The sequence below is a fragment of the Micromonospora sp. CNZ295 genome, from assembly GCF_004217535.1.
In genome coordinates, this window is the sequence record NZ_SHKZ01000001.1 from 4,612,304 (window position 1) to 4,637,076 (window position 24,773).

Sequence of the window (24,773 nt, forward strand, 5' to 3'; positions counted from 1 at the left end):
CCGTGCCCAGTGAGGACCAGTGCCCTTCTCCGACCCCGACCTCGACCGGCTCCAGCGCTACACGCCCCCGGTGGACGAACCTCCCGACTTCGTCGAGTTCTGGCGGGACACCATCGAGGCCGCGGCGGTACGGCCGGCGCTCGTCGACGTCCGCCCGGAACCCACCGACCTGCGCCTGGTCGAGACCTGGGACGTCACCTTCGCCGGTTTCGGCGGCGACCCGGTGCGGGCCTGGTACACCCGGCCGGCCGGGGTCGACGAGCCGCTTCCGGTCGTGGTCGAGTACGCCGGCTACGGACGCGGACGGGGCCTGCCGCACGAGCGGCTGACCTGGCCGGTCGCCGGGTACGCGCACCTGCTGATGGACAACCGGGGGCAGTCGGGGCAGTACGCCGTCGGCGACACCGTCGACCGGCCCGCCGGTGCCGGTGGTCCCTGGCCCGCCACCTGGGGAATCCTCGACCCCCGTGACTACCACTACCGCCGGCTGATCACCGACGCGGTCCGGGCCGTCGACGCGGTGCGCGCCCTGCCCGGCGTGGACGCGACCCGGGTCGCGGTGGTCGGCAACAGCCAGGGCGGTGGGCTGGCGCTGGCCGTGGCCGGACTCGTCGGCGACCTGGCCGCGGTGCTGGTCAGCGCCCCGTTCCTCTGCGACGTGCAGCAGGCCATCGCCCTCGTCGAACCCCTCCCCTACGGCCCGTACGGCGAGATCGGCCGGTACCTGGCGGTGCACCGGGAGGCGGAGGCGGCGGTCCGGCGCACGCTGTCGTACGTGGACGGTGTGACCTTCGCCCGCCGGGCGACCGCGCCGGCGCACTTCGGGATCGGCCTGCGCGACACGACGTGTCCACCGCGCACCGGCTTCGCCGCCTACAACCACTACGGAACCCTCGCCGGCCGGGACGCCGTTCCGGAGCGGGAGATGCACGTCTACCCGTTCAACGGCCACGAGCACGGGGAGGCCCTCCACGTCCGGCGACAGCTGCGGTGGCTCGCCGGCGTGCTGGGTCGGGCGCCGGCCTGACCGGTCCCGCGCACCCGTCCACCGAAACTTCCGGGCCGGACAAGCCCGCCTTTCATGCCTGCAACCAGCACAGAAGCCCAGATGATCATCCTTCATTTATTAATTTAGATTCTTGTATCTTTCGGAAATCTTTCGTAACATCGCGGTCACTCCTCGACACCATCACCCCTATCCAGAAGGAGGCTCTGGTGGGCGACAGCACACGGCGTGCCAGGAGCCGTTCGACGGTCGTCGCGCTGGCGGTGGCGGCGCTCACGGTCACGGGAGCGGTGCCGGTGGTGGCGGCAACCACCACCGGGGGCACCGCCGGCAACCTCGGGGCCGCCGCCCCCGTCGAGGACGACGGCGCGGACTGCCCGGTCACCGTTCCAGGCTCGTCGACGACCAACTCCCGGCTGCCCGACCCGTTCCGCAAGCTGGACGGCACCCGCATCACCGCGAAGTCCGATTGGCGGGTGCCGCCGCGCGGAGATCCGGGAACTGGCGGAGCGGTACGTCTACGGCGACAAGCCCGGGAAGCCGGCGAGCGTCACGGGCACGGTCACCAGCACCGGCATCACCGTGAACGTGTCGCACAACGGCCGCAGCGCGAGCTTCTCGGCGGGTGTCCAGTTGCCGAGCGGCTCCGGCCCCTTCCCCGCCGTCGTCGTCGTGGGCGGCTTCGGCGCGGACACGGCGACGATCAGATCCGCCGGTGCGGCCGTCATCAGCTACGACCCGCTCGCGGTCGGCCGGGAGGGCACGCCACGGAGCAACAAGCAGGGCGCCTTCTACAGCATCTACGGCTCGTCGAGCAGCACCGGGCTGCTGGCGGCCTGGGCGTGGGGGGTGAGCCGGATCATCGACGTCCTCGAGCAGACGGGTGGCAGCATCCTGCGCCCGGACGCGACCGGCGTCACGGGTTGCTCCCGGTACGGCAAGGGCGCCTTCGTCGCCGGCGCGTTCGACCAGCGCATCGCCCTGACCATGCCGGTCGAGTCGGGCAGCGCGGGCGTGCCGATCTTCCGCGGGATACCCGGTGAGTCCGGCGCCCAGCCGCTGAGCAGCGCGTACGGCGAGCAGCCCTGGTTGGGCGACGCGTTCGGCTCGTTCACCGGCAACCCCGCGGCGCTGCCGGTGGACACGCACCAGACGGTGGCGATGATCGCGCCGCGCGGGTTGTTCATCATGGAGAATCCGCACGTCGACTGGCTCGCCGCCCGGTCCGGCAGCGTCGCGGCCCTGGCCGGCGCGGAGGTCTACAAGGCCCTCGGCGCGGGCGACAACATCAGCTACTGGTCCGACGTCCAGGACGGCACCCACTGCGCGTCCCGGCCGGAGTGGCGGACCCCGTTGCAGCAGTACATCCAGAAGTTCCTGCTGAGGTCGGGCAGCGCCACCGGTGTCTTCCGGATCTCCAGCCGGAAGGCCGGCAGCCTGGCCGAGTGGCGGGACTGGCAGACGCCGGTCCTCCCCGACGGCCCGACCACGCCGCCGCCGACCACCCCACCGCCGACCACCCCGCCCCCGACCACCCCGCCGCCCACCATGGCGCCGCCGAGCGGTGGTTGCTCGGCGTCGGTCTCGGTCAACCAGTGGACCGGTGGATTCGTCGCGACCGTCCGGGTGACCGCCGGCCCGACGCCGGTCAACGGCTGGACGGTCGCCATGACCCTGCCGGCGGGCGCCGCCATCACCAACGTCTGGAACGCCACCAGGAGCGGTAACAGCGGCGCGGTCCAGTTCACCAACGTCGCGTACAACGGCGCCGTCGCCCCCGGCCAGTCGACCGAGTTCGGCTTCCAGGGCACCGGCACCGGCACCGGCATGACGCCCACCTGCACCGCCCGGTAGCGCCACCCGCACTTCGGGCCCCGAGCCCGGACCTGGATCGTGGACGGTTGCCGTTCCGGGCGAACGGCAACTGTCCACGATCTGGCGGCGGGAAGGATGCGGGGCGGTCAACGGTCGGCTCACCCGGGACCAGCAACTGTGGGTCGCGGTCCTCGCCGCCGGGCCCGGCGCCGTGCTGGCGGGCGTGACCGCCGCCGCGGAGTCGGGCGTTCGAGGACTGCGCCGCGAGCCACTGCACGTCCTGGTTCCGGCGACCCGGCGGGCGGCCCGTACCCTGCCACGCCGGCTCCCGCTCGACATGCCCGGCGTCGTCGTGCACCGCACCTCGGTGCTGCCCGACGACCACCGGCAACTGGCCCGACCGCCCCGGACGACCACGGCGCGGGCCCTGGTCGACGCCGCCGGCTGGGCCGCCGGGGTCGAGGAGGCACAGGCGGTCCTGGCGGCGGGATGCCAGCAGCGAAGGGCGCTGCCGGAGGAGCTGACCGCCGCGCTCGAAGGGCTTCCGCGCGCGCCGCGGCGGCGGCTGATCCGGCAGCCGATCGACGACTCGACGGTGCCACCACATGGACGTACGCCAGGGGGCGGCCGACATGCGCCGGCAGAACGACATTTGGACCAGCGGCGACCGCTTCCTCCGCTTCCCGGCCTGGCTGGTCCGTGCCCGGCCCGACGAGGTGGCCGGCGCCCTCCGCCGCGCGCTGACAGCCGCCGGTTGGCGGCCACCTGACTGAATCTTGGACAGTTGCCGTTCACTCCGAACGGCAACTGTCCAAGATCTACTCAACAGCCCTGTCGCGCACCGGGCCGGTTTGTCAGCTCGCCGCGCAGGTGAGTGTCGGTGTGCTGGGCGCGCCGGAGGACGACCCGAGGAACCCGAACGTGGTGCTGGCGCCGGCGGCGAGCACGCCGTTGTAGGCGACGTTGCGGGCGGTGACCGTCGCGCCCTGGCTCGTGACGGTCGCGTTCCACGCCTGGCTGACCGTCTGACCATTGGCGAACGTCCAGGTCACGGTCCACCCGTTGATCGGCGCCGCGCCGGCGGTCACCCGGACCTCGGCCTGGAAGCCGCCGGGCCACTGGCTGCTCACCGCGTACGTCGCGGTGCAGCCGCCCCCGCCCGGCGGCGGCGTGGTGGGTGGCGGGGTGGTCGGCGGCGGTGTGGTCGGCGAGGGCGTGGTCGGCGGCGGCGTCGTGGTGGGCCCGCCCCAGCCGGCGGTCGAGTCCAGCCAGGCCGCCCGGCGCAGCATCCAGTCCCGCATGTACTGCACCTGCCCCTGCCAGGTGGGCGCCGTCGGCGTGCGGAAGAACCCGATCATCGCCGTGGTCAGGTTGGGCCAGCGCTGGAAGTTGCGCTGCGCGCCGTTGGCCAGCGGCGTGGCGAGAGCGTCGATCCGGGCCTGCAACGAGGCGTCGGAGAGCAGGCCGCGGCGCAGCGTCTGCCAGCGGATCCGGACCTGGTTGACGAAGGCGGGATCGCGCATCAGCTGGGTGTACCAGTCGTTCGCCAGCGGCTGGCGCACCTGCTGGTACTGCCAACCGGCCGTCTGGTCGTTGCCGAAGAAGCCGCCCACGCCGAAGGTGAGGTCGTAGTCCCACAGCGGACCGGCGAAGATCTTCGTGTCCCGGTCCTTGTAGAAGTACGCGCTGCGGATGTACGAGTCCATCTCCCGGCTCAGTTCGTTGACGATGAGCTGGTCGACGAACGAGTCGACGTCGATGTACGCCCGGTAACCGGTGACCGGATCGGCGAAGTCGGGCGCCCGCAGCACGTCGTGGAACGCCTGGATGTGGTTGCGCAGCCAGTCCCGCTGTTCCGGTTGCAGCGGCGACGGGTCGGCCACCTCCAGGTAGTTCCAGCAGCTCGCCGCCGGCCCGCTGCACGGCAGGGTCGGCTCCTCGGCGGCCATCCACTCGAACTTCCAGATGTAGCCGCCGGTGATCCTCGGCAGGGTCCGGTCGTCCTCGCGCAACTGCTTGAGGTCGAGACGGTTCTTGGAGTTCTTGATCGTCTCGACGATCATGTAGACACCCATGTAGTCGTCGGCGCCGACCGGGCCGGCGTCGGTGTTGAGGTAGAACTCCGCGAACCGGTACCGCGGGGCGGGCAGGCCCATCTCCCGCCCCAGGTCGTAGACGAAGGCCTCGCGGATCAGCGCCTTGTCGGTGAACGGCCCGCGCAGCACCCAGTCGGAGTCGGCCGGCATCCCCAGCACCGGATAGTCGGCGTCGTCGTCCTCGTTGTCCCGGAACTCGATGCGATACGGTGTCTTGTCGAAGGTCGCCGACGACTGGCCGCGCAGATGGAACCCGGCCCGGGTGGCCACGGCGGGCGCGGCCGCCAGCGAGGTGGTCCCGCCGGCCGGGTCGAAGATCATTGCGGCCGCGTCGAGGTACTCCCGGCCGGGCCGGCCGGCAGCGTACGAGTCGAGCACGATCACCGGCAGGTCGTGGGCGGTGGCGGTGCCGTGCGCGACGTACAGGGCGGTGCCGGGCGCGCCGGAGGGCGCCTGCCCGGCGAAGGCCTGGGCCCGCAACTGGGTGGTCCGGGTGAACCGCAGCGGGGTGCCGCCGTAGAGCGGTGACTGCGCGGTGGGCAGCCGCCCGTCGGTGGTGTAGCGGATCTGCGCGCCGCTGATCGTGGTGCCCAGCGACACCGCCAGCTCGCCCTGGAAGGTGCCGCTCGGCACGGAGAAGGTGATGTCGCCGACCAGGTCGTCGGCCGCTGCCGCGGCGGCCGCCGCGTCGGCGACCGCGGTCCCGGCCGACCGGCCGGCGGCCGCCGTACCGGCGCCGGTCAGGGGTTCGGCGGCGGCCGGTGGCGAGTGCGGTACGAGGAGCGCGGCGACCAGCACGGCGACGGTCGCGCCCCCCGCCAGGCGGAAGGTCGTCTGCGCGACGCCGGTCCTGGGAAGGGTCAGACGCACGATGCCTCCTGTTCGGATCGGTGGGTGGTGGTGGCGATCGGGGGCACCGACGGCCCGGCACCGTGGAAGTGGCGACGCAGCGTCCGCCGCCACGGCCCGGCCGGCAGTTCGGGACGCAGGGCGGCCAGGCCGGTGGCGTACTTCGAGAGGCGGACGGGTCGGGTGCCCCGCCGCCACAACATCCGGTCGGCCGGTGACGCGCCGGCACCGGTCTTCGTCTCGACGACGGCGAGGCCGGGCAGGCGAAGCGTGGTGTCCCCGTCCCGCCAGCTGAGACCAGTGTCGATGGTGAGGCGGCTCGCGGTCGCCGGCAGCAGCAGCGTGGCGCGCCGGTAGCTGATGACCAGCACCGGTTCGAGGGCCGTCGCGCCGGCCGGGCAGATCGACTCACGCCGCAGCGTGTCGTCGACGAACGGGCGGCCGGGGTGGACCGTGGCGCGGTCCCCCGGCCGGTACGGCAGCCGGTGCTTGGTGATGTTCCCCCGCGCTCCGTTGACCTTGACCTCCAGCCAGCAGCGGTCGGAGTCGAGGTAGCTGCGGGTGCGGACCTTGAACCGGCGCCGCCGCCGGTAGGCAGCGCCGTGATAGCTGGCCAGCCACGGCGTGTCGAAGTACACCGACTCGTAGCGGAACGTGCGGCTCCCGTCGATGTCGAGCACCCGGGCGTTCGGGGCGAGTTCGGTCAGCAGGGCGGGCAGTTCGTCGACCGGTACGACGTACTTCCGGTCGACCCGGGTCTGCAGCGCGGCCCGGTCGACGAGTTCGGCCAGCCCGACGGAGGTCAGCTCGCCCAGCGACGAGGCGATCGCCAGGGCGGTCATCCGCGCGCCCCCGCCCGGGGCCGCGCGCCCGCGGTGGTGCGCCCCGTCGACGAGTACCGCACGTCGACGACGGTCGTTTCGTTGACCAGGTCGAGTCGCTGCACGGTGGCGGTGTGCACCCGGGCGCCGAGCAGTTGTTCCAGGTGGGCGAGGAGCGTGACCTGGTCGGTGACGGCCGAGTCGAGCACCATGATCTGGTGCCGGTAGTGGCGCAGCAGCCGGGGATGGTCGCCCAGGAACATCACCACCAGGATCAGCCCCATCAGGCCGGCGCTGAGCCAGACCGAGGTGGTGCTGAGCGCGCCGAGGATGCCCAGGGCCAGCGCCGAGAAGTAGTACGCGACCTCGTGCTGGTCGAGCTCCGTCGAGCGCAGGCGGATGATGGACAGCACGCCGAACAGCGCCAGCCCCAGCCCGAGCCCCGCGCCGACGTTGCTGGCGCTCAGGGCGCTCGCCACGGCGAGGACCCCGACGTTGACCCCGAGGTACGCGACGACGAGGTCGCGGCGGCGGTGTCGGGGGAAGTAGAGCCCGAAGACGAGCAGCACCACCGCGCAGATGTCGATCGCGAACAGGACGAGCTGCGACATCCTCTTCCGTTCCTCCTGGATCGCTGTCGGGCGGTTGCCACCGGCGCAGGGACGGGGTGCGACGTACGGCGGGCCGGCGCCGAGGGAATTTCCGGTAAACTTTCGGCAACTGTTCCGGAAAGAGTAACCCATCGATCGATAGACGTCGATAGTTTTCCTCTGCCTCGCGGCTGCGTGCGGCCCGTTCGAGCGATCAGTTGACTCCGAAAATTCCGGGAATGCGACCAGCCGAGGAGCACGCCCACGGCGGCCCGGACCGGGGGACTGCAACCGGTCGCTCTTCCGTCGCCCGGCCGGCCCACGACCCGGGAGCGAGGCATACGCCGCGCCGCGCCGGGTAGCCCGCGGGCATGGCGCGGTACACGGACCCGGAGCTGAGGAGACGGCTCAAGGACGAGATCCAGGCCGCGGACCGGGGCGGACGCCCGGGACAGTGGTCGGCGCGCAAGTCACAGCTGCTCACCAGGGGGTACCAGAAGCGCGGCGGGGGCTACGCGGGACCGCGGGACGAACGGCAACAGTCGCTGCGCCGGTGGGGTGCCGAGCAGTGGCAGACCCGCGAGGGCGGCACCCGGGCCCGCCGGGGCGCCGAGACGAGCCGATACCTGCCCAAGCGAGCCTGGGAGCAGCTCTCCGACGAACAGGCCCGGGCGACCGACGCCAGGAAGCGGCGGGCCTCGCGGTCCGGCCGGCAGTACGTGGCGAACACCGGCCCGGCCCGACGCGCCCGCCGCGACACGTCGGCGGTGGGGCGGCTGCTCGACCTGCGCGTGGCGGACGCGGTCAAGCAGGTCCCCGACCTCGACACGCGCCAGCTCAGGGCGGCGCTGCGCCGCGAACGCGACGGCAAGGGCCGCAAGACGCTGGTCCGCCGGCTGGAGTCCGAGCTGAACCGCCGCTGACCGGCGGGGCACCCCCACCCGTCAGCGCGATTGAGGTACGCCACCACCCGTCCCTGGGACGCGGTGGTGGCGTTCCGTGTCCGGCAGCGGTTGAGCCTTCACGCTCGGCCACTGAGTCGCATGCATCGATCTGGTGCGCACCCTTGAATCCGCGGCGGCGAAAGCGGATCCTGCCTCTTACATCGACAGTCAACGATCGGAGGTTGCGGGATGCGCCGCGTACCGCTCGTCCTCGCGCTCGCCGTGCTGCTGGCGCCGGCCACCCCGGCCGCCGCGCACGAGCGCGGCACCGCCCCGCCCGCCACCGTGGCCGAGGTGCGCACCGCCGGAACCGCCTGGGGGCCGGACCCGGCGACCGGCCGGCTCACCCTGACCGTGGACGAGTCCGTCGACGAGGCCCGCGCCCACGCCCTGCGCGCGCTCGCCGAACGGTCCGGGGCGCTCTTCCGCCGGGAAGCCGGCCACCTGCGCCTGCTCATCGCCGGCGGGCAGGCCGTTTACGGCGGCGGCGGCCGCTGTTCCCTCGGCGCGAACGTGCGGGCCGGCGGCACCTACTACTTCGTCACCGCCGGGCACTGCACCCGAGCCGCCGCGACCTGGTACGCCGACAGCGGCCGCACGACCGTGCTGGGCAGCCGCGTGGGCAGCAGCTTCCCGGGCGACGACTACGGCATCGTGCGGTACACCGGCACGGTCAGCCACCCCAGCGCGGTCTACACCCATCCCGGCCTGGTTCCGATCAACGCCGCCGGCGCACCGTACGTCGGTCAGGCGGTCTGCCGCAGCGGGGCGACCACCGGGGTGCGCTGCGGCACCGTCACCGGTCTGAACCTGACGGTCAACTACGCCGAGGGCAGCGTGTCCGGGCTCATCCGCACCAACATCTGCGCCGAACCCGGTGACAGCGGCGGGCCGCTCTACGCGGCGGCGACCGGAACCGTCCTCGGCATCCTGTCCGGCGGCAGCGGCAACTGCGCCACCGGCGGGACCACCTACTACCAGCCGATCCTGGAGATCCTGGCCGCGTACGGCGTCACTGTCCCCTAGTCGGCGGCGGTGCCGCTCCGTCGCCCAGCCGGGCGGCGAGGTCGGCCGCGGCCACCAGGTCGGCGGCGACCGCGGCCCGGTCGGTGGCGGGCAGTTCCAGCCCGTCGACCTCGGCGAGGAGGGTGGCCGCGGCGGCCGCGGACGCCGGCTGGCGGGGCGGTGCCGAGCAAGCCCCTCCTGACCGGATCTTGCCTGCTCAGGTGTGGCATTGTGGGTCCAGATGGAGCCGGAGCGGGACGCTGGGACGCGCCGAGCGCTGCCTCGGCATGTGCGCGTCGGCCTACAGGTGCTGCGCGACTACCGGCCCACCCTCGCTCGGCTCCGCGCGCTGCTGCGCAGCACGGTCACCTCGTTCCTGGTGCTCAGCGCGACGCTGTGGCTGCTGCCCGGCGTCACCGCCAGCGGCCTGTTCGCGATCCTGTGGCTGGTCGGGCTGATCGCCGCGATCGGCGCGGTGCTGCGCCCGCTGCTGTTCGCCCTGGCCACCGTGCTGAGCGGGCTCGGCGCGCTGATCATCGGCGTGGCCGTGCAGGCCGGCGTCATGTACGCCGCGTTGGAGCTGAACCCGGAGGCGGAGGTGGCCGGGTTCGCCGACGCCTTCGCCGCCGCGTGGGTCGCCGTGGCCCTCGCGGCGATCGTCAACTGGCTGGCCGACGCCGGCACCGACGACGCGTTCGTCAGCGAGATGCTGTGGGTGATGACCCGGGTGCGCCGGCGGCGGGAGTCCCGGCGGCACCTGCCGTGGCGGCGCCGGCGCGGCGTCGACACGGGCCCGGCGTCCGCCCCCGGGGAGGTCGACGGGCTGCTGGTCATCCAGCTCGACGGGGTGGCCGCGCCACTGGTGCGGTGGGCGATCCGGGCCGGCAACCTCCCCACGATCGGTCGCTGGCTGCGCGAGCGCAGCCACCGGATGACCAACTGGCATACCGGCCTGCCGGCCACCACCCCCGCCGCGCAGGCCGGGATGCTGTACGGCGACGTCCGCCGCGTGCCGGCCTACCGGTGGTACGAGAAGGCGGCGCCGAGCGACGACGGGAACCCCGCCACCGGTCGGCTGATGGTGACCAGCCGGCCCCGTGACGCGGCGGAGGTCGAGCGGCGGCTGTCCGCCGGGCAGGGTCTGCTCCGCGACGGCGGGGTCAGCATCAGCACCGCCTTCTCCGGCGACGCGCCGACCAGCCTGCTGACGGTGAGCCGGGCCGGGCTGCCCGGACGCTCCACCCGGGGCTACGCGGTCTTCATGGCCAGCCCGTACGGCTTCGCCCGCGCCGTCGTGCGCGGGGCCGGTCAGGTGGTCCGCGAGCTGTACGAGGCACGCCGGCAGCGGTTGCGTGACGTCCAGCCCCGGGGCGGCCGCAGCGGCTCCTACCTCGCGTTGCGTCCGATGGCCAGCCTGCTCAGCGACCTGAACGTGTCGCTCATCGCCGAGCAGATGGCCGGCGGCGCCCCCGTCATCTTCTGCGACTTCCTCGACTACGACGAGGTGGCGCACCACGCCGGGCCGGCCCGCCCGCAGGCGCTCGCGGTCCTGGAGGCGCTCGACCAGACACTCGGCATCCTGCAGCGCCTGGCCACCGAGGCGGCACGGCGCTACCACATCGTGGTGGTGAGCGACCACGGTCAGAGCCAGGGCGCCACGTTCCGCCAGCGGTACGGCGAGTCGCTGGCGGAGGTGGTCGACCGGCTCGTCGCCGCGGCGGCGGTGCGTCCGCCCGGCCCGGACGGGCGGCCCGGGCCGACGACCCCGGCGCGGCCGCCGACGACCGCCGAGGCCGCCGGGCCGGTCGAGGAGTGGGGGCGGGTGAACACGCTGCTCACCGAGGTCGCCGGCCACGGTGGGGCGGCCGGTACGGCGACCCGCGTGGCGGTCCGCTCGCACACCGACGGCGGTGAGGTCACCCTCGGTCCGGCCGACCGCGAGGAGGCGGCCACCCGGGCCGATCCGGAGACCGTGGTGGTGGCGTCCGGCAACCTGGCGATGATCTACCTGCCCCGGCACCCGGGGCGGCTGCCCCGGGAGCGGATCGACGCCGTCGCACCGGGGCTGATCGACGGCCTGGCCGCGCACCCCGGTGTCGGGTTGGTCGTGGTGGACTCGGCGGTCGGGCCGCTGGCGATCGGGGCGCGGGGCTGCCACCGCCTGCGTGACGGGCAGGTCGACGGCGAAGATCCACTGACGCCGTACGGGCGGTGGGCCCGCCGGGACCTGCTGCGCCACCAGGCGATGGACCATGTGGGCGACCTCGTGGTGATCAGCGTGGTGGAGCCGGGACTGGAGGAGGTCGCGGCCTTCGAGGAACTGGTCGGCTGCCACGGTGGGCTCGGGGGTTGGCAGACCGAGGCGCTGCTCATCCACCCCGCGGACTGGCCGCAGGCGGGCGAGCTGTTCGGGCCGGACGCCGTACACCGCCAGTTGCTCGGCTGGATGCGCCAGCTGGGCCTGCGCCGGCCGGACGACTGACCTGCCGGCTACGGCGTACCCGACGGCTCCCCCGCCGCGGCCCGCCGCCGGCCCAGCCAGCTCAGCCCCTGGGTGACCAGCAGGACGAGCGCGATCGCGGCGACGACGCTCTGCCACGGCTCCGGGAAGACCGCCCGCCCGAGGACGCCGATCGCGGCGTAGAGCGTCGACCACATCAGGGCGGCCGGCAGGTTGGCGACGGCGAACCGCCGCCAGGCCAGCCCGGACACGGCCGCCGCGAGCAGCACCGGGACCCGGCCGCCCGGGATGAGCCGGGACACCAGGAGCGTCGAGACCCGCCCCTCGCGCATCCGGGCCGACAGCCGGCCGACCCGCGGTCGTGCGTGCAGCCCGTGCAGCCGGCCCGCGATCCGCTCACCGCCCCAGCCGAGCAGGCGGTAGGTCGCGAGGTCCCCCGCGTACGCGCCGGAGGCGCCGGCGAGCACGACCAGGACGACGGCCAGCGGGTGCTGGTGGGCGGCCAGCGCGGCGGCCCCGCTGACCGCCGCGCCGGTCGGCAGCACCGGCACCACGGACCCGAGCAGCACCACCAGGACCAGAGAGCCGAGCGCGGCGAGGGTCGCCGTCACGACCGGCGCACCGTGAACGACTCCCCCGGCCGCAGCACCCGCACCCGGGTGTCCGGCGCGACCGTCTCGGCCCGGCGGGCGAACTCCTCGCCCGGGCCGAAGAACCGGTCCGGGCGGAGCCGGTCGCAGCCGACCGGCCAGAAGGTGCCGAAGTGGATGGGTACCGCCCACGCCGCGGCGGCACGCCGGACCGCCTCGGCGGCCCCGGCCGGGTCGAGGTGGCCCGGGCCGAGCGTCGGTCCCCAGCCGCCGACCGGGATCAGCGCGAGGTCGAGCGGCCCCAGCGCGGACATCCCGTCGAACAGGCCGGTGTCCCCGGCGAACCAGGTGCGCGCGCGGCCCTCGATCAGGTAACCCAGCGCGGGCGCCCGGTGCCGGGACCACGGGGTGCGGCCGGCGGGGTGCGCCGCGGGGACGGCGGTGACGGTCAACCCGCCGACGGTCAGCCGGTCGCCGGGCACGACCTCCCGGCAGCAGCGGGCGGCCGCCGCCCCGAGGGCCCGGTGGATCAGGCCCGCGGCGCCTGCCGGCACGACCAGCGCGGTGTGCCCGGGCAGCCGGCGCAGCGACGGAAAGTCGAGGTGGTCGGCGTGCAGGTGCGACACGAGTACGGCGTCCGGGTCGCCCGGCAGCCGTGGGGTCGGACCGCGACGGCGGCGCAGGTGGGCCAGCCGGTCGCGCAGCAGCGGGTCGGTCAGCAGCCGGGTGCCCGAGTCCTCGATCCAGAGGGTGCTGTGCCCACACCAGGTCAGCTCGACCACGCCACCGCCTCCACCACGCCTGCCACCGTAACCGCTGGGCCGCGCTCCGGGACTACCGACGTACCGGCCCGAGGGGTGTCTGCCGCTGGACGCGCGCCGAGCGACGCGCACACCGCCCGAATCGCTGATCCGGTCCCTGGCCGTGGCACCACTACGATCCGAGGGTGGCTCGCGTTCCTGCCGTCCGCAGGCCGTACCCCCTGCTCGCGGTCGCGCTCGTCCTGATGCTGCTCGGTGCGGGTGTGGCCTGGACGGTGGGCGACACGCTCGCGCTGAGTCACGCCCCCGCCGCCGTCGCCGACGAGGACGTCGCGGCGGCGCCGCAGCGGGCGGCGGCGCCGGCGCCGCCGTTGGCGTCCATCGTGGTGCCGGACGAGCCGCGCCTGGTCAAGGCCGCGTCCGCCGTCGCCGACGCGCTCGCCGCCCGCGGCCTGCCCCGCCCACCCGTCACGGCCGGACGGACCGGGCCGGCCACCACGGCGGCCGGTGCCCGGGGCACGGGTGGCGCGGCCACCGCCCCGGACCTCTCCGGGGTGACCACGCTGCGGGCGAGCGTGAGCCCCGGTGCGCCGGAGTCGTACCGGCTCAGCGTCCGCGGGACCGGGCTGACCGTCGAGGGCGGCGACGTCGCGGGCGCCGCGTCCGGGCTGTACCGGCTCGCCGACCGGATCCGCTCCGGCGCCGAGGCGCTGCCCGCCGCCGAGGCGGGCCGGCTGGTCCGGCCCGCCTCGGCCTGCGGCTGACCGACGCGGGCTCGGTGGGCCGCGAGGCCGACCCGGCCGCCTTCGCGGCGGGTGACGACTACGGCCTGAACACCGACGTGGTCGGCTCGGCGCTGCTGCCGGCGGCGCCCTGGGTGGACGCCACGGCGGTGGCCCGCATCGGCGCGCAGTTCCGGCAGCTCGTCGACCACTCGGTGGCGCAGGGGTACAACGGCGTGGTCGTGCCCGGCTTCCTCGAGTACGTCACCTTCGCGAAGGTCGGCGACGGGCGCGCGGTGTACCCGCCCGGCGATCCGCACGTCGACCGGGCGCGGGCCATGGTGGCGGCGTTCGGCCCGGTCTTCCGGTACGCCGAGGAGATGGGCGTCCGGGTCTTCCTGCTCACCGACATGCTCGCGGTGTCACCGCCGCTGGAGGCGTACCTGGCCCGGACCGTCGGCGGGCTCGACGTGGCCGACCCGCGGCTCTGGGCGGTCTACCAGGCCGGACTGGCGGAGCTGTTCGAGAGCCTGCCCTTCGTCGACGGCCTGATGGTCCGCGTCGGCGAGGGCGGCGAGGTGTACGCCCAGGACGGCTGGGACTACTCGTCGAAGCTCGCGGTCACCACCGAGGAGTCCGTGCGCGCCATGCTGCGGGCGTTGCTGGACACCGCCGGCGCCGCCGGCAAGGAGGTCATCTTCCGCACCTGGACCGTCGGTGTCGGCGCGGTGGGCGACCTGCACACCAACCCCGAGTCGTACGCGCAGGTCCTCGGCGGCTTCGACGACCCGCACCTGATCGTGTCCACCAAGTACACGCTGGGCGACTTCTACAGCCACCTGCCGCTGAACACCACACTGCTGGCCGGCGGGCACCGGCGCATCGTGGAGTTCCAGGCGCGGCGCGAGTTCGAGGCGTTCGGCGCGCTGCCCAACGACCTCGGCGCGCTGCACCGGCGGGCGCTGCGCGAGTTCCTCGCCGCCAACCCGCGGATCGAGGGCGTCTGGAACTGGACCCAGGACGGCGGGCCGCTGCTCGCCGGGCCGATGTCGCTCTACCTGCGCACCGGATTCTGGCAGCTGTACGGCCTCAACACGTACGCGGTCGGGCGGCTGGCGTGGGATCCGGAGGCCGACCCGGCGAGGATCACGGCGGACTGGGCCTACCGCACGTTCTCCGCCGACCCGGCCACGGTCGCCGCGATCGGGCAGGCGATGGCGCTGTCCCGGCCGGCGGTCACCAGGGGCCTCTACATCGGCCCGTACGCCGACCGGTCGGTGCGGGCGCTCGGGCTCGAGCCGCCGCCGATGATGTGGATCTTCGAGTGGGACATCCTGACCGGGGACTCGGCGGCGCTCGGCAGCATCTACGCGGTCAGCGAGGGCCGCGTCGACGCGGCGATCGAGGAGGGCGCGCAGGCCGTCGCGCTGGCCCGGCGCATGCGCGACCTGGTCGCCGGCACCGACCCGGCGACCTGGCGGGACGCCGGGCTGCGCGAACGCCTCGTCCGCACCCTCGACTACCAGGTGAACCTGTTCGAGACGCTGGGCGCCTACCGCGCCATGGTCCTGCGACACGCGCAGTGGCTGGACACCGGCTCCCGCGCCGCGTACGACAGCTGGCGGCAGGCCGAGACCGCGTACCGCGGGGCACGCGACGCGCACCGGCAGCGCTACGGCGCGGACCTGGACCTGCCGGCGTACAACTTCACCGCCGCGGACCTCGGGGCCCAGCGCGCGCACCGGGACCCGGCCATGGCCTGGGCCGCCCGGGCGCTGCTCGCGCTGGTCCTGCTGGTGGTACTGCTCGGCGTGCGCGGGCGTGGGCGCGGCACCGCCGCCGCTCGGGGACTGCTGGTCGGCGCGGTACTGCCGTGGCGGGTCGCGGCCCTGCCGGCGCCCACGTCCCGCGTCGACCGGCTGCTGGTGTGGCTGGTTCCGGCGCTGCTGCTGGTGGCGAGCCGGCTCGTGTTCACCTGGTTCGCCGCACCCGCGCACCTGATGGTCACGCTCGGTGCCTGGGCGCTGTTCGCCCTGGTCGTACGCCTCGCCGTGGGCCGGCGGGACCCGTTCCACCTGTGGGCCGTGGTCGGCGGCGTCGCGCTGCTGCGCACCGTGCTGCTGCTGGCGGCGCTCGCCGGGCGCGGGCCGGGGCGGTACTGGTTCACCTTCTGGACCGCCCCGGCGTCGCGCGCGGTCTACGTCACCGTGGCGTTCGCGGCGTTCTGCTGGTTGTTCGTGGCGACCGCCGTGGTCCTGCGCGACCGGTACGGCCTGCTTCGCCGCCGGGCGGTCGGGCTGACCCTGTGCGCGGCGGGCGTTGCGCTCGGCGTGCTGTCCGGTCTGGTCGCGGCGGTCGGCGCGGAGCGGGCGCTGACGGTGTGGAACGACCAGATGGCACTGCTGCCGTGGGGCCTGTCCCGCATCCTCGGCATCACTGTCCACCTCGGCATCCCCGCCGACCTTCCGGGGTACGCCGCCGTCGCCGGTGCCGCCCTGACCGCGTTCGGGCTGCTGGTGTCGGTCGGCCGCCGCGGCCGACCGGCCGCCGCCGGGCACGCTCGTCCGGCCGCCGCGGGTCCGTAGCCGCCCCCGCCCGCTCCGCTCGGCTCACCGTCCGGCCGGCCGCCGGCCCCGGGTCGACACGAACTGGTACGACATCACGGCGAACCCCGGATCCCGCAGGAGCTGGCGGAACGCGCTCAGCTGGCCCGGCGACAGCCCCGCGTCGATCAGCTCCGGCTCCAGCTGGCGGGAGTTCGTCTCGTACAGCGACGCGCCGACCGAGCCCCCGGGCCAGCTCTCGGACCGGGTGACGGTGTCGACCTCGACCAGGCCCGCCGCCACCAGTTCGGCGTGCACGTCCTGTGCCCACGCCAGGTCCGCGCCGTGGTGGTGCAGAACGCCGAGCATCGCGTCGGTCACCTGGCCGAACAGCTTGGCCGCGTCGTCGCTGGGCGCGGTCAGGACGCGCAGCGGCGCCGTGCAGTCGAACTCCTCGACCACCAACCAACCGCCGGGGGCCAGCGCGCCGGCCAGCGAGCCCAGCACGCGCCGCCGTTCCGGTAGGTGGAGCAGGACCAGCCGGGCGTGGATCAGGTCGAAGTCGGTGCGCGGCGGTGGCTCGCTGCGTACGTCGTGCCGGCGTACCTCCAGGTTGGCCGCCGGTGCGAGCCGCGCGGTGTCGATGTCGGTGGCCAGCACCCGACCCGCCGGACCGACCGCCCGGGCCATGGCGCGGGCCACCGAGCCGCCGCCGGCGCCCACCTCCCAGCACACGCTGCCGGGGGTGAGGACCGGCGGGGCGAGCCGGTCGGTGGTGGTCGGGTCCAGGAACGACTCCAGCGCCCGCAGCTGCGGGACCGCCTCGGGTGCGCCGTTGTCGAAGGTGTACTCGGTGTCACTGATTTCGGTCGGCATCCCTGCTCACCTCTGTAAAGGACCGTTGGTTCAGGTGCCCGGGGTCGGTCCAGAGCCCGGGCACCGGCCGGGCAGCCGGCGGCTCCCCGGCCACGGCGACGCTGAGCATCGCCGCCAGTGCGCCCGGATCGCTCCGGGCCTCGCCCGCCGGCCGGTCGTAGACCACCCGGCCGTACTCGAGCACCGCGATCCGGTCCGCGATCTCGATGGCGTGTCGGAGCTGCTGCTCGACCAGCAGCACGGTCAGCCCGGTGGCGGCCAGCGCGCGGACGAGGTCGCGCACCCGGGCGGCCAGTTCGGGGGCGAGCCCCTCGCACGGTTCGTCGAGCAGGAGCACCCGGGGCTGGCCGAGCAGGGCCCGGGCGATCGCCAGCATCTGCTGCTCGCCCCCGGACAACTGGTCGCCCCGGTGGCGTAGCCGGGCGGCCAGCCGGGGCAGCAGCTCCAGAATGCGCGCCACCGTCCATCCCTCGCCGCCGGGCGTCGCCGCCCGCCACGGGGCGGCGGCCAGGACGAGGTGCTCGGCCACCGTGAGCCGGGAGAAGACCCGCCGGCCCTGCGGCACGAGGCCGACCCCGGACCGGGCGATCCGGTGCGGTTGCCGGCCGGCGACCGGCGTGCCGCACACCTCGATCCGCCCGGCGTACGGCCGCAGCAGCCCGGCGACCGTGTGCACGAGGGTGCTCTTGCCGGCGCCGTTGCGCCCCACCACCGCCTGGACCGTGCCGGGCACCACCTCGAGGCTCACCTCGTGCAGCACCGTGCCGCCTCCGTAGCCGGCGCAGAGCCGCTCCACGCGCAGCATCACGCCACCCCCTCGGCGTACGCCTGCCGGACCTCGTGGGAGGCACGGATCTCAGCCGGGGTCCCGGTGGCCAGCGCCCGGCCGTCGCGCAGCACGGTCACCGTGTCGCTGAGCGCGTACACCAGGTCCAGTCGGTGCTCGACCAGCAGCACGGCGACGGCGCGCGGCAGGACCCGCAGGAACTCCACCAGGCGCTCGACCTCGACGGCGGACAGCCCGGCGGCCGGTTCGTCGAGCAGCAGCAGCCGGGGCCGGCCGGCCAGCGCCACGGCGATCTCCAACTGGCGGCGCTGCCCGTGCGCGAGTTGCCCGGCCGGGACATCACCCAGTTCCGGCAGGCCGACCCGCTCCAGCAGCGTCGCCGCGGTGCGCTCGGCGGCGCGCCGCCGACCGCCCGGTCGCCACGGGTGGGGCCGCATGGCGTGGGGCAGCGCGGCGACCACGACGTTCTCGGTCGCGGTCAGCGTCGACCAGACGGCGGGACGCTGGTGGATCCGGCCGATCCCCCGCCGGGACCGGGCCGCCGGGCCGAGCCGGGTGACGTCCCGGCCGGCCAGGAGCACCCGTCCCCCGCCCGCCGGGGTGGACCCGCCGAGCACGTCGAGCAGGGTGGTCTTGCCGGCCCCGTTGGGCCCGATCAGGGCGTGCCGCTGGCCGTGGTCGATCCGCAGGCCGACCCCGTCCAACGCGGCCAGCGACCCGTAGCGCACGGTGATGTCGTGGGCGGCCAGCAGCGGGGTCATGCGCCGACTCCCGTCGGCGTGGGCCGGTCCCGGCCGAGCGGACGGGCCACCAGGTCCGGGGTCAGCCGTCCCCGCACGGCGGGCCGCCGGTGCGCGGTGCCGGGCAGCAGGTAGACGGTGACCACGAACGCCAGCCCCAGCACCAGGGGCGCCTGCCCGGGCAGCGCGCCGAACAACCAGTCCCGGGCGGCGATGACGAGCACCGCGCCGACCAGCGCCCCGCCCACCGAGACGGTGCCGCCGATGACGACGCCGAGCAGCAGCAGGGCCGAGGTGTCGAAGGCGAAGTCGGCCGGTGAGACGTACTGCTGGGCCACCACGAGCAGGGAGCCCGCGCCGCCGGCGACCGCACCCGCGCCGACGTGGGCGGCGGCGACGTGGGCGGACACCCGGTGACCGCTGGCCCGCAGCCGGGCCTCGTCGTCGCGGCCGGCCCGCAGCAGCAGCCCGGCCCGGGTACGCAGCACCAGCAGCACCGCGCCGACCAGCGCCGCGACCACCACCAGGGCGTACAGGTAGCGGGCCCGGTCGGTGGCCAGCACCGGCATCCCCCACAGCGGACGTACCGGCGGGATGCCGGCGAGCCCGTCCGTGCCGCCGGTGACCGACCGCCACCGCCCGACAACGGTCACCACGAGTTCGCCGACCGCCAGGGTGATCATCAGTACGATCACTCCCCGCGCGTACACCACCAGCGGGACGGTCACCGCCGCCAGGGCCGCGCCGGCCGCCGCGGCGACGGCCAGCTGCACCACGCCGACGTCGGAGACCTGGCTGCCGACGACCGCGCTGCTGTAGGCGCCCGCCGCGTAGGGCGCGGTCTGGCCCAGGGTGGGCAGCCCGGCGACCCCGGTGAGCAGCGCGACGCTCACCCCGACCAGGCCGAGCGCGAGGGTGCGGGCGAGCAGCGCCGCGGTGTAGTCGTCGACGGCCCACGGCGCGAGCACCAGCCCGCCGAGGACGGCCACTGCGACAGCGCGTCGCAGCGCGCGGACGGCCTCCTCCCTCACGTCGCCCTCCGGGCCGTGGCCAGGCTCCGGGCGCGCACCGCGAGCACCGCCGCCATGGCGGCGAAGAGCAGGAACGGCGCGGCGGACGGGGCGAGCGCGACACCGAGGGTCTGGATCTGGCCGACGGCCAGCGCGGCGACCAGCGTGCCGGTCATCGACCCGAGGCCGCCGAGGACGACCACGACCAGGGACAGCAGCAGCACCGCGTCGGCGGTGTCCGGGCCGGGGCCGATGATCGGCGCGCCGAGCACCCCGGCGGCGCCGGCCAGCGCCCCGGCGACGGCGAGCACGCCCACCCGGATCCAGGCCGGGCTCACGCCGAGGACGGCCACCATCTCCGCGTCGTCGACGGCGGCGCGTACCAGCATCCCGGCCCGGGTCCGGCGTACCGCGAGGTGCAGCAGGCCGGCGAGCAGCGCGGCGACGACGATGAAGACCAGCCGGTAGGCCGCGTAGCGGTGACCGGCGACCACCACCGACCCGTCCAGCGCGGCGGGGACGCGCACCGGCGGATCGTCCGGCCCGAACGCCCCGACGAGCAGGCTCCCGCCGGCCAGCGCCACCCCGAAGGTCAGCAACGCCTGGCTGAGGTGGCTACGCGCGGCGACCCGGGTCAGCAGCGCCGCGACCAGCGCGCCGGCCAGGGTGGCCGCGGCCATCCCGACGGCCAGCGCCAGCAGCAGGCTCGACCAGCCGCCGTCCAGCAGCGTCGCCGCGGTGTAGCCGCCGATCGCGTAGAGGGTGCCGTGCGCCAGGTTCAGGATGCCGGCGACGCCGAAGCAGAGCACCAGGCCCGCCGCCGCGACGAACACCAGCAGCCCGTAGGCCACCCCGTCCAGGGCCGGTACGACGTACGGGTCGATGCCGAGGTCGGTGGCCACCGCGGTCACCCGCCGATGGTGGCGAGGTCACTCACGACGGTGTTGGACAGCGCCCGGCCGTCCTGGCGCACCTGGCGCAGGTACCACTTCTGCACGGGCGCGTGGGTGGTCGGCGAGAACTGCCAGCTGCCGCGCGGGCTGGCGATCTGGCCGAGCTCGCCGATGGCCGCGTTGATCCGCTCCGGCGTCGGGTCGTCCCCGGCCGCCGCGATCGCCCGGTCCAGCACGGCCGCCGCGTCGTAGGAGGCCATCGCGTACGTCGTCGGAGAGTTGTCGTTCTTGGCCTTCCAGGCCGCCACGAACGCGCGGTTCTCCGCGTTGTCCAGGTCCGGCGAGTAGTTCAGCACCGAGTAGATGTCCCGGGCGGCGTCGCCCTGCGCGTCGAGCACGCCGCCCTCGGTCAGGAAGCCCGCGGCGTAGAGCGGCAGGTCCTTGATCTCGGACTGGGCGTACTGCTTGACGAAGTCCACGGCCGCGCTGCCAGCGTAGAAGGTGTACACGGCGGACGCGCCCGAGGCCTTGATCCGCGCGAAGTACGGGGTGAAGTTGGTGGTGTTCGGGAACGGGGTGAAGGTGGTCTTGCCGTCCGGGTTGGCCAGTTCGCCTCCGAGCTTGGTGAACGTGTCGGTGAAGCCGCGCAGTTCGTCCCAGCCGCCCTGGTAGTCCGGCCCGATGGCGTAGACGCTGCCCTTGACGTTGTCCAGGACGTGCTGCGCGATCGCCTCCCCCGGCTCGTCGGAGAGGTAGGAGGTGTGCCAGACGCGGGCCACGTCCTTCAGCTCCGGCCGTCCGTTGGAGCCGACGAAGGGCACCTTGGCCTCGTTGAGCAGCGGGTAGACCGCGGCCACCGACCCGCCGCCGACGATGCCGGTGAGCGCCGCCACCCGGTCCTGTTTGAGCAGCTTCGTGGCGGCGGGCACCGCCGTGGCCGCGCCGTTGCCCTCGTCGGCGACGACCAGTTCCACCTCGCGGCCGCCCAGCTTGCCGTCGTGGGTGGACAGGTACAGCTCGAAGCCGTCGCGGATGTCCTTGCCGACCGCCTGGTACGTGCCGGACAGCGAGGCCAGCAGACCGATCTTGATCGATCCGCCGGACGAGGCGCCGCTCTCGTCGTCGGCGCAGGCGGACGCGCCGAGCAGGACGAGGGCGAGCATCGCCGCGGTGCGGGCACGGCGGCGCCGGGGGGTGGTGAGTGACATCTTCTCTCCTACGGAAGGGGTGGATTCCGGCGTGGGGGCGCCGGGGTGTCAGCGGCTGCGACTGAGTGCCGCCGGGGTCAGTGCGTCGCCGATACGGTTCGCCAGCTCGGTCATCTCGTAGGAGACCTTGCCGACGTCGCACTGGGGGTCGGCGAGTACGAGCAGGGAGGCGCCGTCGTTGAAGGCCATCGAGAACATGAAGCCGCCCTCCAGCTGGGTGACGTTGGAGATCACCGCGCCGGCCTCGAAGAAGGCCGCCGCGCCGCGGAGCAGGCTGACCAGCCCGCTGCCGGTGGCCGCCAGCTGGTCCGCCCGGTCCGGCGGAAGGCCCCGGGTGGCGGCCACCATCAGCCCGTCGCTGGAGATGGCGATGGCGTGGCTGACCTCGGGGGCCCGCTGGGCGAAGGCGTCCAGCAGCCAGCCGAGATCCTGTTGGTCGGTCACGTGCACTCCCTGTCGGTTCAGTTCTTGACCAGGTTGGGCCGGCGGGCGGCGACGCCTCGCGCGTACGCGGCCATCGCGGTGGCCACCTGGGCCGGGTCGCGGTACTCGGAGCGTTGCTGCGGCGTCGTGACACCGCCCGGCACCAGGTGCCGCTGTGGCTGCCGCCGGGGCAGGCCGGAGACCGTCGTGCCGGCGACCTCGGGCGAGTGGGCCCGGGCGGCCGTGCGCCACGCGTCGTCGGCGGGGCTCGCCCACCCCGTCCCGTTCCCGTGGTCGGGGTGGTCGGCCTGGAACCAGTGGTTCACCTCGTGGAAGATGACGAGTTCCTCGGTCGGCGCCGCACCCCGCCGGTCCGGGCCGGGGGCGGGCCGGAAGACCGGCGCGGCGGGCAGCACCCGCTCGCTCGCCGGCCTCCCGGCCTGCGGAGCGGTCCGCTGCACCGGGGGTGCCACGGTGGTCCGCGCCGCGCGCCGGGACGGCCGGGTGGGCGTGAGCAGGAACTCCTCGGGGGGCAGCGGCCGGATCATGGCCGCGGGCAGCGCCGCCTCGGCGATGGTGCCGCGGCGGGGACCGGGGCGGAGCTGGACGGCCACGCCGAGCCGTACCGCGAGGTGCCCCACGACGACCAGGCCCATCGCCCGTACGGCGGCGACGTCGATGGCGGGCGGGCGGGCGAGCAGGTCGTTGAGCTGCTGCCGCCGTTGCGGGGTCAGCCCCACGCCCTCGTCGCTGATCTGGATGATGACCCGGTCGCCCAGGCTGCGGCCGCTCACCCACGTCTCGGTGTCCGGCGGTGAGTACCCGGTGGCGTTGTCCATCAGCTCGGCCAACAGGTGCACGACCTCGTCGACCGCGTCGGCCGCGACCGCCACGTCGCCGTCGATCGTGCCGAGCCGGATCCGGGCGTAGTGCTCGATCTGGCTCTGCGCGGCCTGGAGCACCTGTTGCAGTGGCACGTTCTGCTGGCGCACCCGCCCGACGCCGACCCCGCCGAGCACCAGCAGGCTGGCGTTGATCCGTCCCATCCGGGTGGCCAGGTTGTCCAGTGTGTAGAGCTGGTGCAGGCGCTCGGGGTCGGTCTCGTCCCGCTCGACCCGGTCCACCTGGGCCAGCACCGCGTCGACCAGCCGCTGCTCGCGGCGGCTGAGGTGGATGAAGATGTCGGCTGTGTTGGCCCGCATGACCGCCTGCTCGGCGGCGGTCCGCACGGCCGCCCGGTGCACCGCGCTGAACGCCTGCCCCACCTCGCCAATCTCGTCGTCGCTGGACGGTTCCAGCGCGTCGGCGGTCTGCCGGCGGGCCAGGTCGTCCGGGTCGACCTTGGCGCTGTCGGGTTGCTGGAGCCGGGCCACCACCTGTGGCAGCCGCTCGAACGCGACCCGGTTCGCCGCGTCCCGCAGGCGGTGCAGCCGCCGGGTGATCTGCCGGGCCACGGCCCAGGTGACCAGTGCGGTGAGCAGCAGCGCCACCAGCGCGGCGGCGGCCTCCACGACGGTGCGCCGCTGCTGCTCCGCGTGCGCGGCCCGGATGTCGGCGAGGACCGCCGCGTCGACCCGTTGGCGCAGCTCGGCGAGGCGGGCCGACCACTGCTGGGTCGCGGTGATCCAGGTGCCCAGGTTCAGCCGGAGCCGGTCGCCCGAGCGGGTCCTGGACACCTCGTCCTGCATGCGTTGCAGCAGCAGGGCGTCGGCGCCGCTGCCGGCCTGCGCCCACCAGTCCCGCCACTCGGACCGGGCAAGCGCGAGGAACGAGAGGCTGGCCTCGGTGAACCCGGTGCGGGCGGCGGTGACGTCCTGCTGGGTGGCGGGGGTCAGCTGGTTGGCCGCGACCGCCCGCAGGACGGCGACCTGCTGCTGGCCGACCGCCTCGGCCGCCTTCGACAGCGCCGTGGAGGCCCGGATGCCGTCCGCGATCTGCGCGTTGACCACACCGAGTGTGACGCTCTCCCGCAGGCTGAAGAGGTCGGCGATGACGATCCGGTAGCTGAAGGTCATCGCGGAGACGGCGGCGTGCTCCGCCGTACGCACCTGCGCGCGCAGCGGCGGCAGGCCGGCCAGCGCCGCGTCGACCCGCGGCAGCACGTCGCGGCTGGCGGCGGAGCCGGCGGGCACCCGGGCCCGCTGCCGCCGGTAGTCGGCGGCGGCGCTGTCGGTGGCGGTGGCGGCGGCGACGAAGGCGTCCTGCTGCTCCGGCGTACCCCGGGTCAGCAGGTCGGCGGCGACGATCCGTTCGTGCTGCAGCCGGTGGGCGAGGTCGCCGGCGGCGGCGCCGAGCTGGGCCAGGACCTCGAGGTCGCTCGCGCGGGCGGTCTGGCGGGCGCTCTCGGTCAATGCCAGGCCGGCGAAGCCCATCACGGCGACCAGCGGCGCGGCGACCATGAGGCGCATCCGGGCGGCGATCTTCCAGCCGCGGCGGCGGGTCGGGTAGGGTCGGGCCGCGTGGGACCTCGTGCTCGACGCCAAGACGACTCCCGCATTTCATCAACGAAGGTCAATGCGCAATTGCGGATTGCACGTTTCATTGCGCCGGAACCCGCGCCCGCAGGCCAGACCTGACGGTGGTACAAACAGCCCGTACCATCATCTGTACCCAGAGTCAGCAGACCGGAGAGT

The 24,773-nt window shown here is 74.6% G+C and carries 20 protein-coding genes and 2 pseudogenes; 8 read left to right on the plus strand and 14 right to left on the minus strand.

The features are described from left to right. Positions 1-19 precede the first annotated feature (19 nt). From EV376_RS21660 to EV376_RS30510, 3 genes are all read left to right on the plus strand, one after another. Positions 20-1,027, plus strand: coding sequence for an acetylxylan esterase (locus EV376_RS21660; protein WP_130326002.1), 1,008 nt, complete (start codon positions 20-22; stop codon positions 1,025-1,027). 567 nt (positions 1,028-1,594) lie between these two features. After that, complete coding sequence (locus EV376_RS21665) at positions 1,595-2,860, plus strand: glucuronyl esterase domain-containing protein (protein WP_486482750.1); 1,266 nt, start codon at positions 1,595-1,597, stop codon at positions 2,858-2,860. Between the two features lie 566 nt (positions 2,861-3,426). After that, on the plus strand, positions 3,427-3,594 hold the full coding sequence (locus tag EV376_RS30510; RefSeq protein WP_207228260.1) for a hypothetical protein: 168 nt from the start codon (positions 3,427-3,429) through the stop codon (positions 3,592-3,594). An 81-nt stretch (positions 3,595-3,675) separates the two neighbouring features. Here the strand turns inward: EV376_RS30510 and EV376_RS31000 are convergent. The 4 genes and pseudogenes from EV376_RS31000 to EV376_RS21685 form a co-directional block, all read right to left on the minus strand. After that, positions 3,676-4,062: pseudogene (locus EV376_RS31000) on the minus strand (cellulose binding domain-containing protein); the annotation flags it as partial. 36 nt (positions 4,063-4,098) lie between these two features. Beyond that, a pseudogene (locus EV376_RS21675) lies at positions 4,099-5,880 on the minus strand (CotH kinase family protein); the annotation flags it as partial. Then, positions 5,778-6,608 carry a polyphosphate polymerase domain-containing protein gene (locus EV376_RS21680; protein ID WP_130326004.1) on the minus strand — a complete coding sequence of 277 codons (831 nt, stop codon included), beginning with the start codon at positions 6,606-6,608 and terminating at the stop codon, positions 5,778-5,780. The pseudogene EV376_RS21675 and the gene EV376_RS21680, both read right to left, overlap by 103 nt. After that, positions 6,605-7,198 (minus strand): DUF4956 domain-containing protein, encoded by a 594-nt coding sequence (locus EV376_RS21685; RefSeq protein ID WP_130326006.1) that lies wholly within the window; start codon positions 7,196-7,198, stop codon positions 6,605-6,607. Before EV376_RS21685 ends, EV376_RS21680 begins: the two co-directional genes overlap by 4 nt. A 350-nt stretch (positions 7,199-7,548) precedes the next feature. Between EV376_RS21685 and EV376_RS21690 the strand changes: the two genes are divergently transcribed. From EV376_RS21690 to EV376_RS21700, 3 genes are all read left to right on the plus strand, one after another. Next, positions 7,549-8,100 carry a hypothetical protein gene (locus EV376_RS21690; RefSeq protein WP_130326008.1) on the plus strand — a complete coding sequence of 184 codons (552 nt, stop codon included), beginning with the start codon at positions 7,549-7,551 and terminating at the stop codon, positions 8,098-8,100. A 210-nt stretch (positions 8,101-8,310) separates the two neighbouring features. Then, complete coding sequence (locus tag EV376_RS21695; protein WP_130326010.1) at positions 8,311-9,147, plus strand: trypsin-like serine protease; 837 nt, start codon at positions 8,311-8,313, stop codon at positions 9,145-9,147. 268 nt (positions 9,148-9,415) lie between these two features. After that, positions 9,416-11,608: a phage holin family protein gene (locus EV376_RS21700; protein ID WP_486482751.1), complete on the plus strand. Its 2,193-nt coding sequence runs from the start codon at positions 9,416-9,418 to the stop codon at positions 11,606-11,608. An 8-nt stretch (positions 11,609-11,616) separates the two neighbouring features. Here the strand turns inward: EV376_RS21700 and EV376_RS21705 are convergent, their stop codons facing one another. Both EV376_RS21705 and EV376_RS21710 read right to left on the minus strand, forming a co-directional pair. Next, positions 11,617-12,198 (minus strand): VTT domain-containing protein, encoded by a 582-nt coding sequence (locus EV376_RS21705; RefSeq protein ID WP_130326012.1) that lies wholly within the window; start codon positions 12,196-12,198, stop codon positions 11,617-11,619. Continuing rightward, positions 12,195-12,959, minus strand: a complete 765-nt coding sequence (locus EV376_RS21710) for an MBL fold metallo-hydrolase (RefSeq protein WP_130326014.1) — start codon at positions 12,957-12,959, stop codon at positions 12,195-12,197. The genes EV376_RS21705 and EV376_RS21710 overlap by 4 nt, the downstream gene beginning before the upstream one ends. 164 nt (positions 12,960-13,123) lie before the next feature. On the opposite strand from EV376_RS21710, the gene EV376_RS30515 reads away from it, so the two are divergent. Together EV376_RS30515 and EV376_RS21715 are read left to right on the plus strand one after the other, a co-directional pair. Then, entirely contained in the window at positions 13,124-13,702 is a 579-nt protein-coding gene (locus tag EV376_RS30515; protein WP_207228262.1) for a hypothetical protein, read from the plus strand. 14 nt (positions 13,703-13,716) lie between these two features. Next, positions 13,717-16,245 (plus strand): hypothetical protein, encoded by a 2,529-nt coding sequence (locus tag EV376_RS21715; RefSeq protein WP_207228264.1) that lies wholly within the window; start codon positions 13,717-13,719, stop codon positions 16,243-16,245. A gap of 24 nt (positions 16,246-16,269) precedes the next feature. On the opposite strand, the gene EV376_RS21720 is transcribed toward EV376_RS21715, so the two are convergent. Genes EV376_RS21720 through EV376_RS21755 form a run of 8 tightly spaced genes read right to left on the minus strand, consistent with a single transcriptional unit; the run spans position 16,270 to position 24,623 of the window. Further along, entirely contained in the window at positions 16,270-17,079 is an 810-nt protein-coding gene (locus EV376_RS21720; protein WP_130326016.1) for a methyltransferase domain-containing protein, read from the minus strand. After that, positions 17,060-17,884 carry a branched-chain amino acid ABC transporter ATP-binding protein gene (locus tag EV376_RS21725; RefSeq protein WP_130326018.1) on the minus strand — a complete coding sequence of 275 codons (825 nt, stop codon included), beginning with the start codon at positions 17,882-17,884 and terminating at the stop codon, positions 17,060-17,062. The genes EV376_RS21720 and EV376_RS21725 overlap by 20 nt, the downstream gene beginning before the upstream one ends. Beyond that, positions 17,884-18,627 carry an ATP-binding cassette domain-containing protein gene (locus EV376_RS21730; protein WP_130326020.1) on the minus strand — a complete coding sequence of 248 codons (744 nt, stop codon included), beginning with the start codon at positions 18,625-18,627 and terminating at the stop codon, positions 17,884-17,886. The genes EV376_RS21725 and EV376_RS21730 overlap by 1 nt, the downstream gene beginning before the upstream one ends. Beyond that, positions 18,624-19,637: a branched-chain amino acid ABC transporter permease gene (locus EV376_RS21735; protein WP_130326022.1), complete on the minus strand. Its 1,014-nt coding sequence runs from the start codon at positions 19,635-19,637 to the stop codon at positions 18,624-18,626. The genes EV376_RS21730 and EV376_RS21735 overlap by 4 nt, the downstream gene beginning before the upstream one ends. After that, entirely contained in the window at positions 19,634-20,527 is an 894-nt protein-coding gene (locus tag EV376_RS21740) for a branched-chain amino acid ABC transporter permease (RefSeq protein ID WP_130326024.1), read from the minus strand. The genes EV376_RS21735 and EV376_RS21740 overlap by 4 nt, the downstream gene beginning before the upstream one ends. Beyond that, on the minus strand, positions 20,524-21,717 hold the full coding sequence (locus EV376_RS21745) for an ABC transporter substrate-binding protein (RefSeq protein ID WP_130326026.1): 1,194 nt from the start codon (positions 21,715-21,717) through the stop codon (positions 20,524-20,526). Before EV376_RS21745 ends, EV376_RS21740 begins: the two co-directional genes overlap by 4 nt. Positions 21,718-21,765: 48 nt before the next feature. Next, complete coding sequence (locus EV376_RS21750) at positions 21,766-22,161, minus strand: roadblock/LC7 domain-containing protein (RefSeq protein ID WP_130326028.1); 396 nt, start codon at positions 22,159-22,161, stop codon at positions 21,766-21,768. Between the two features lie 17 nt (positions 22,162-22,178). Then, on the minus strand, positions 22,179-24,623 hold the full coding sequence (locus tag EV376_RS21755) for a nitrate- and nitrite sensing domain-containing protein (protein WP_130326030.1): 2,445 nt from the start codon (positions 24,621-24,623) through the stop codon (positions 22,179-22,181). Positions 24,624-24,773 lie beyond the last annotated feature (150 nt).

Excerpts from the sequence above, each read along its gene's own strand:
- EV376_RS30510 (WP_207228260.1), top strand. The coding sequence starts at position 3,427 with ATGGACGTACGCCAGGGGGCGGCCGACATGCGCCGGCAGAACGACATT.
- EV376_RS21680 (WP_130326004.1), bottom strand. The coding sequence starts at position 6,608 with ATGACCGCCCTGGCGATCGCCTCGTCGCTGGGCGAGCTGACCTCCGTC.
- EV376_RS21685 (WP_130326006.1), bottom strand. The coding sequence starts at position 7,198 with ATGTCGCAGCTCGTCCTGTTCGCGATCGACATCTGCGCGGTGGTGCTG.
- EV376_RS21690 (WP_130326008.1), top strand. The coding sequence starts at position 7,549 with ATGGCGCGGTACACGGACCCGGAGCTGAGGAGACGGCTCAAGGACGAG.
- EV376_RS21695 (WP_130326010.1), top strand. The coding sequence starts at position 8,311 with ATGCGCCGCGTACCGCTCGTCCTCGCGCTCGCCGTGCTGCTGGCGCCG.
- EV376_RS21720 (WP_130326016.1), bottom strand. The coding sequence starts at position 17,079 with ATGCCGACCGAAATCAGTGACACCGAGTACACCTTCGACAACGGCGCA.
- EV376_RS21725 (WP_130326018.1), bottom strand. The coding sequence starts at position 17,884 with ATGCTGCGCGTGGAGCGGCTCTGCGCCGGCTACGGAGGCGGCACGGTG.
- EV376_RS21730 (WP_130326020.1), bottom strand. The coding sequence starts at position 18,627 with ATGACCCCGCTGCTGGCCGCCCACGACATCACCGTGCGCTACGGGTCG.
- EV376_RS21745 (WP_130326026.1), bottom strand. The coding sequence starts at position 21,717 with ATGTCACTCACCACCCCCCGGCGCCGCCGTGCCCGCACCGCGGCGATG.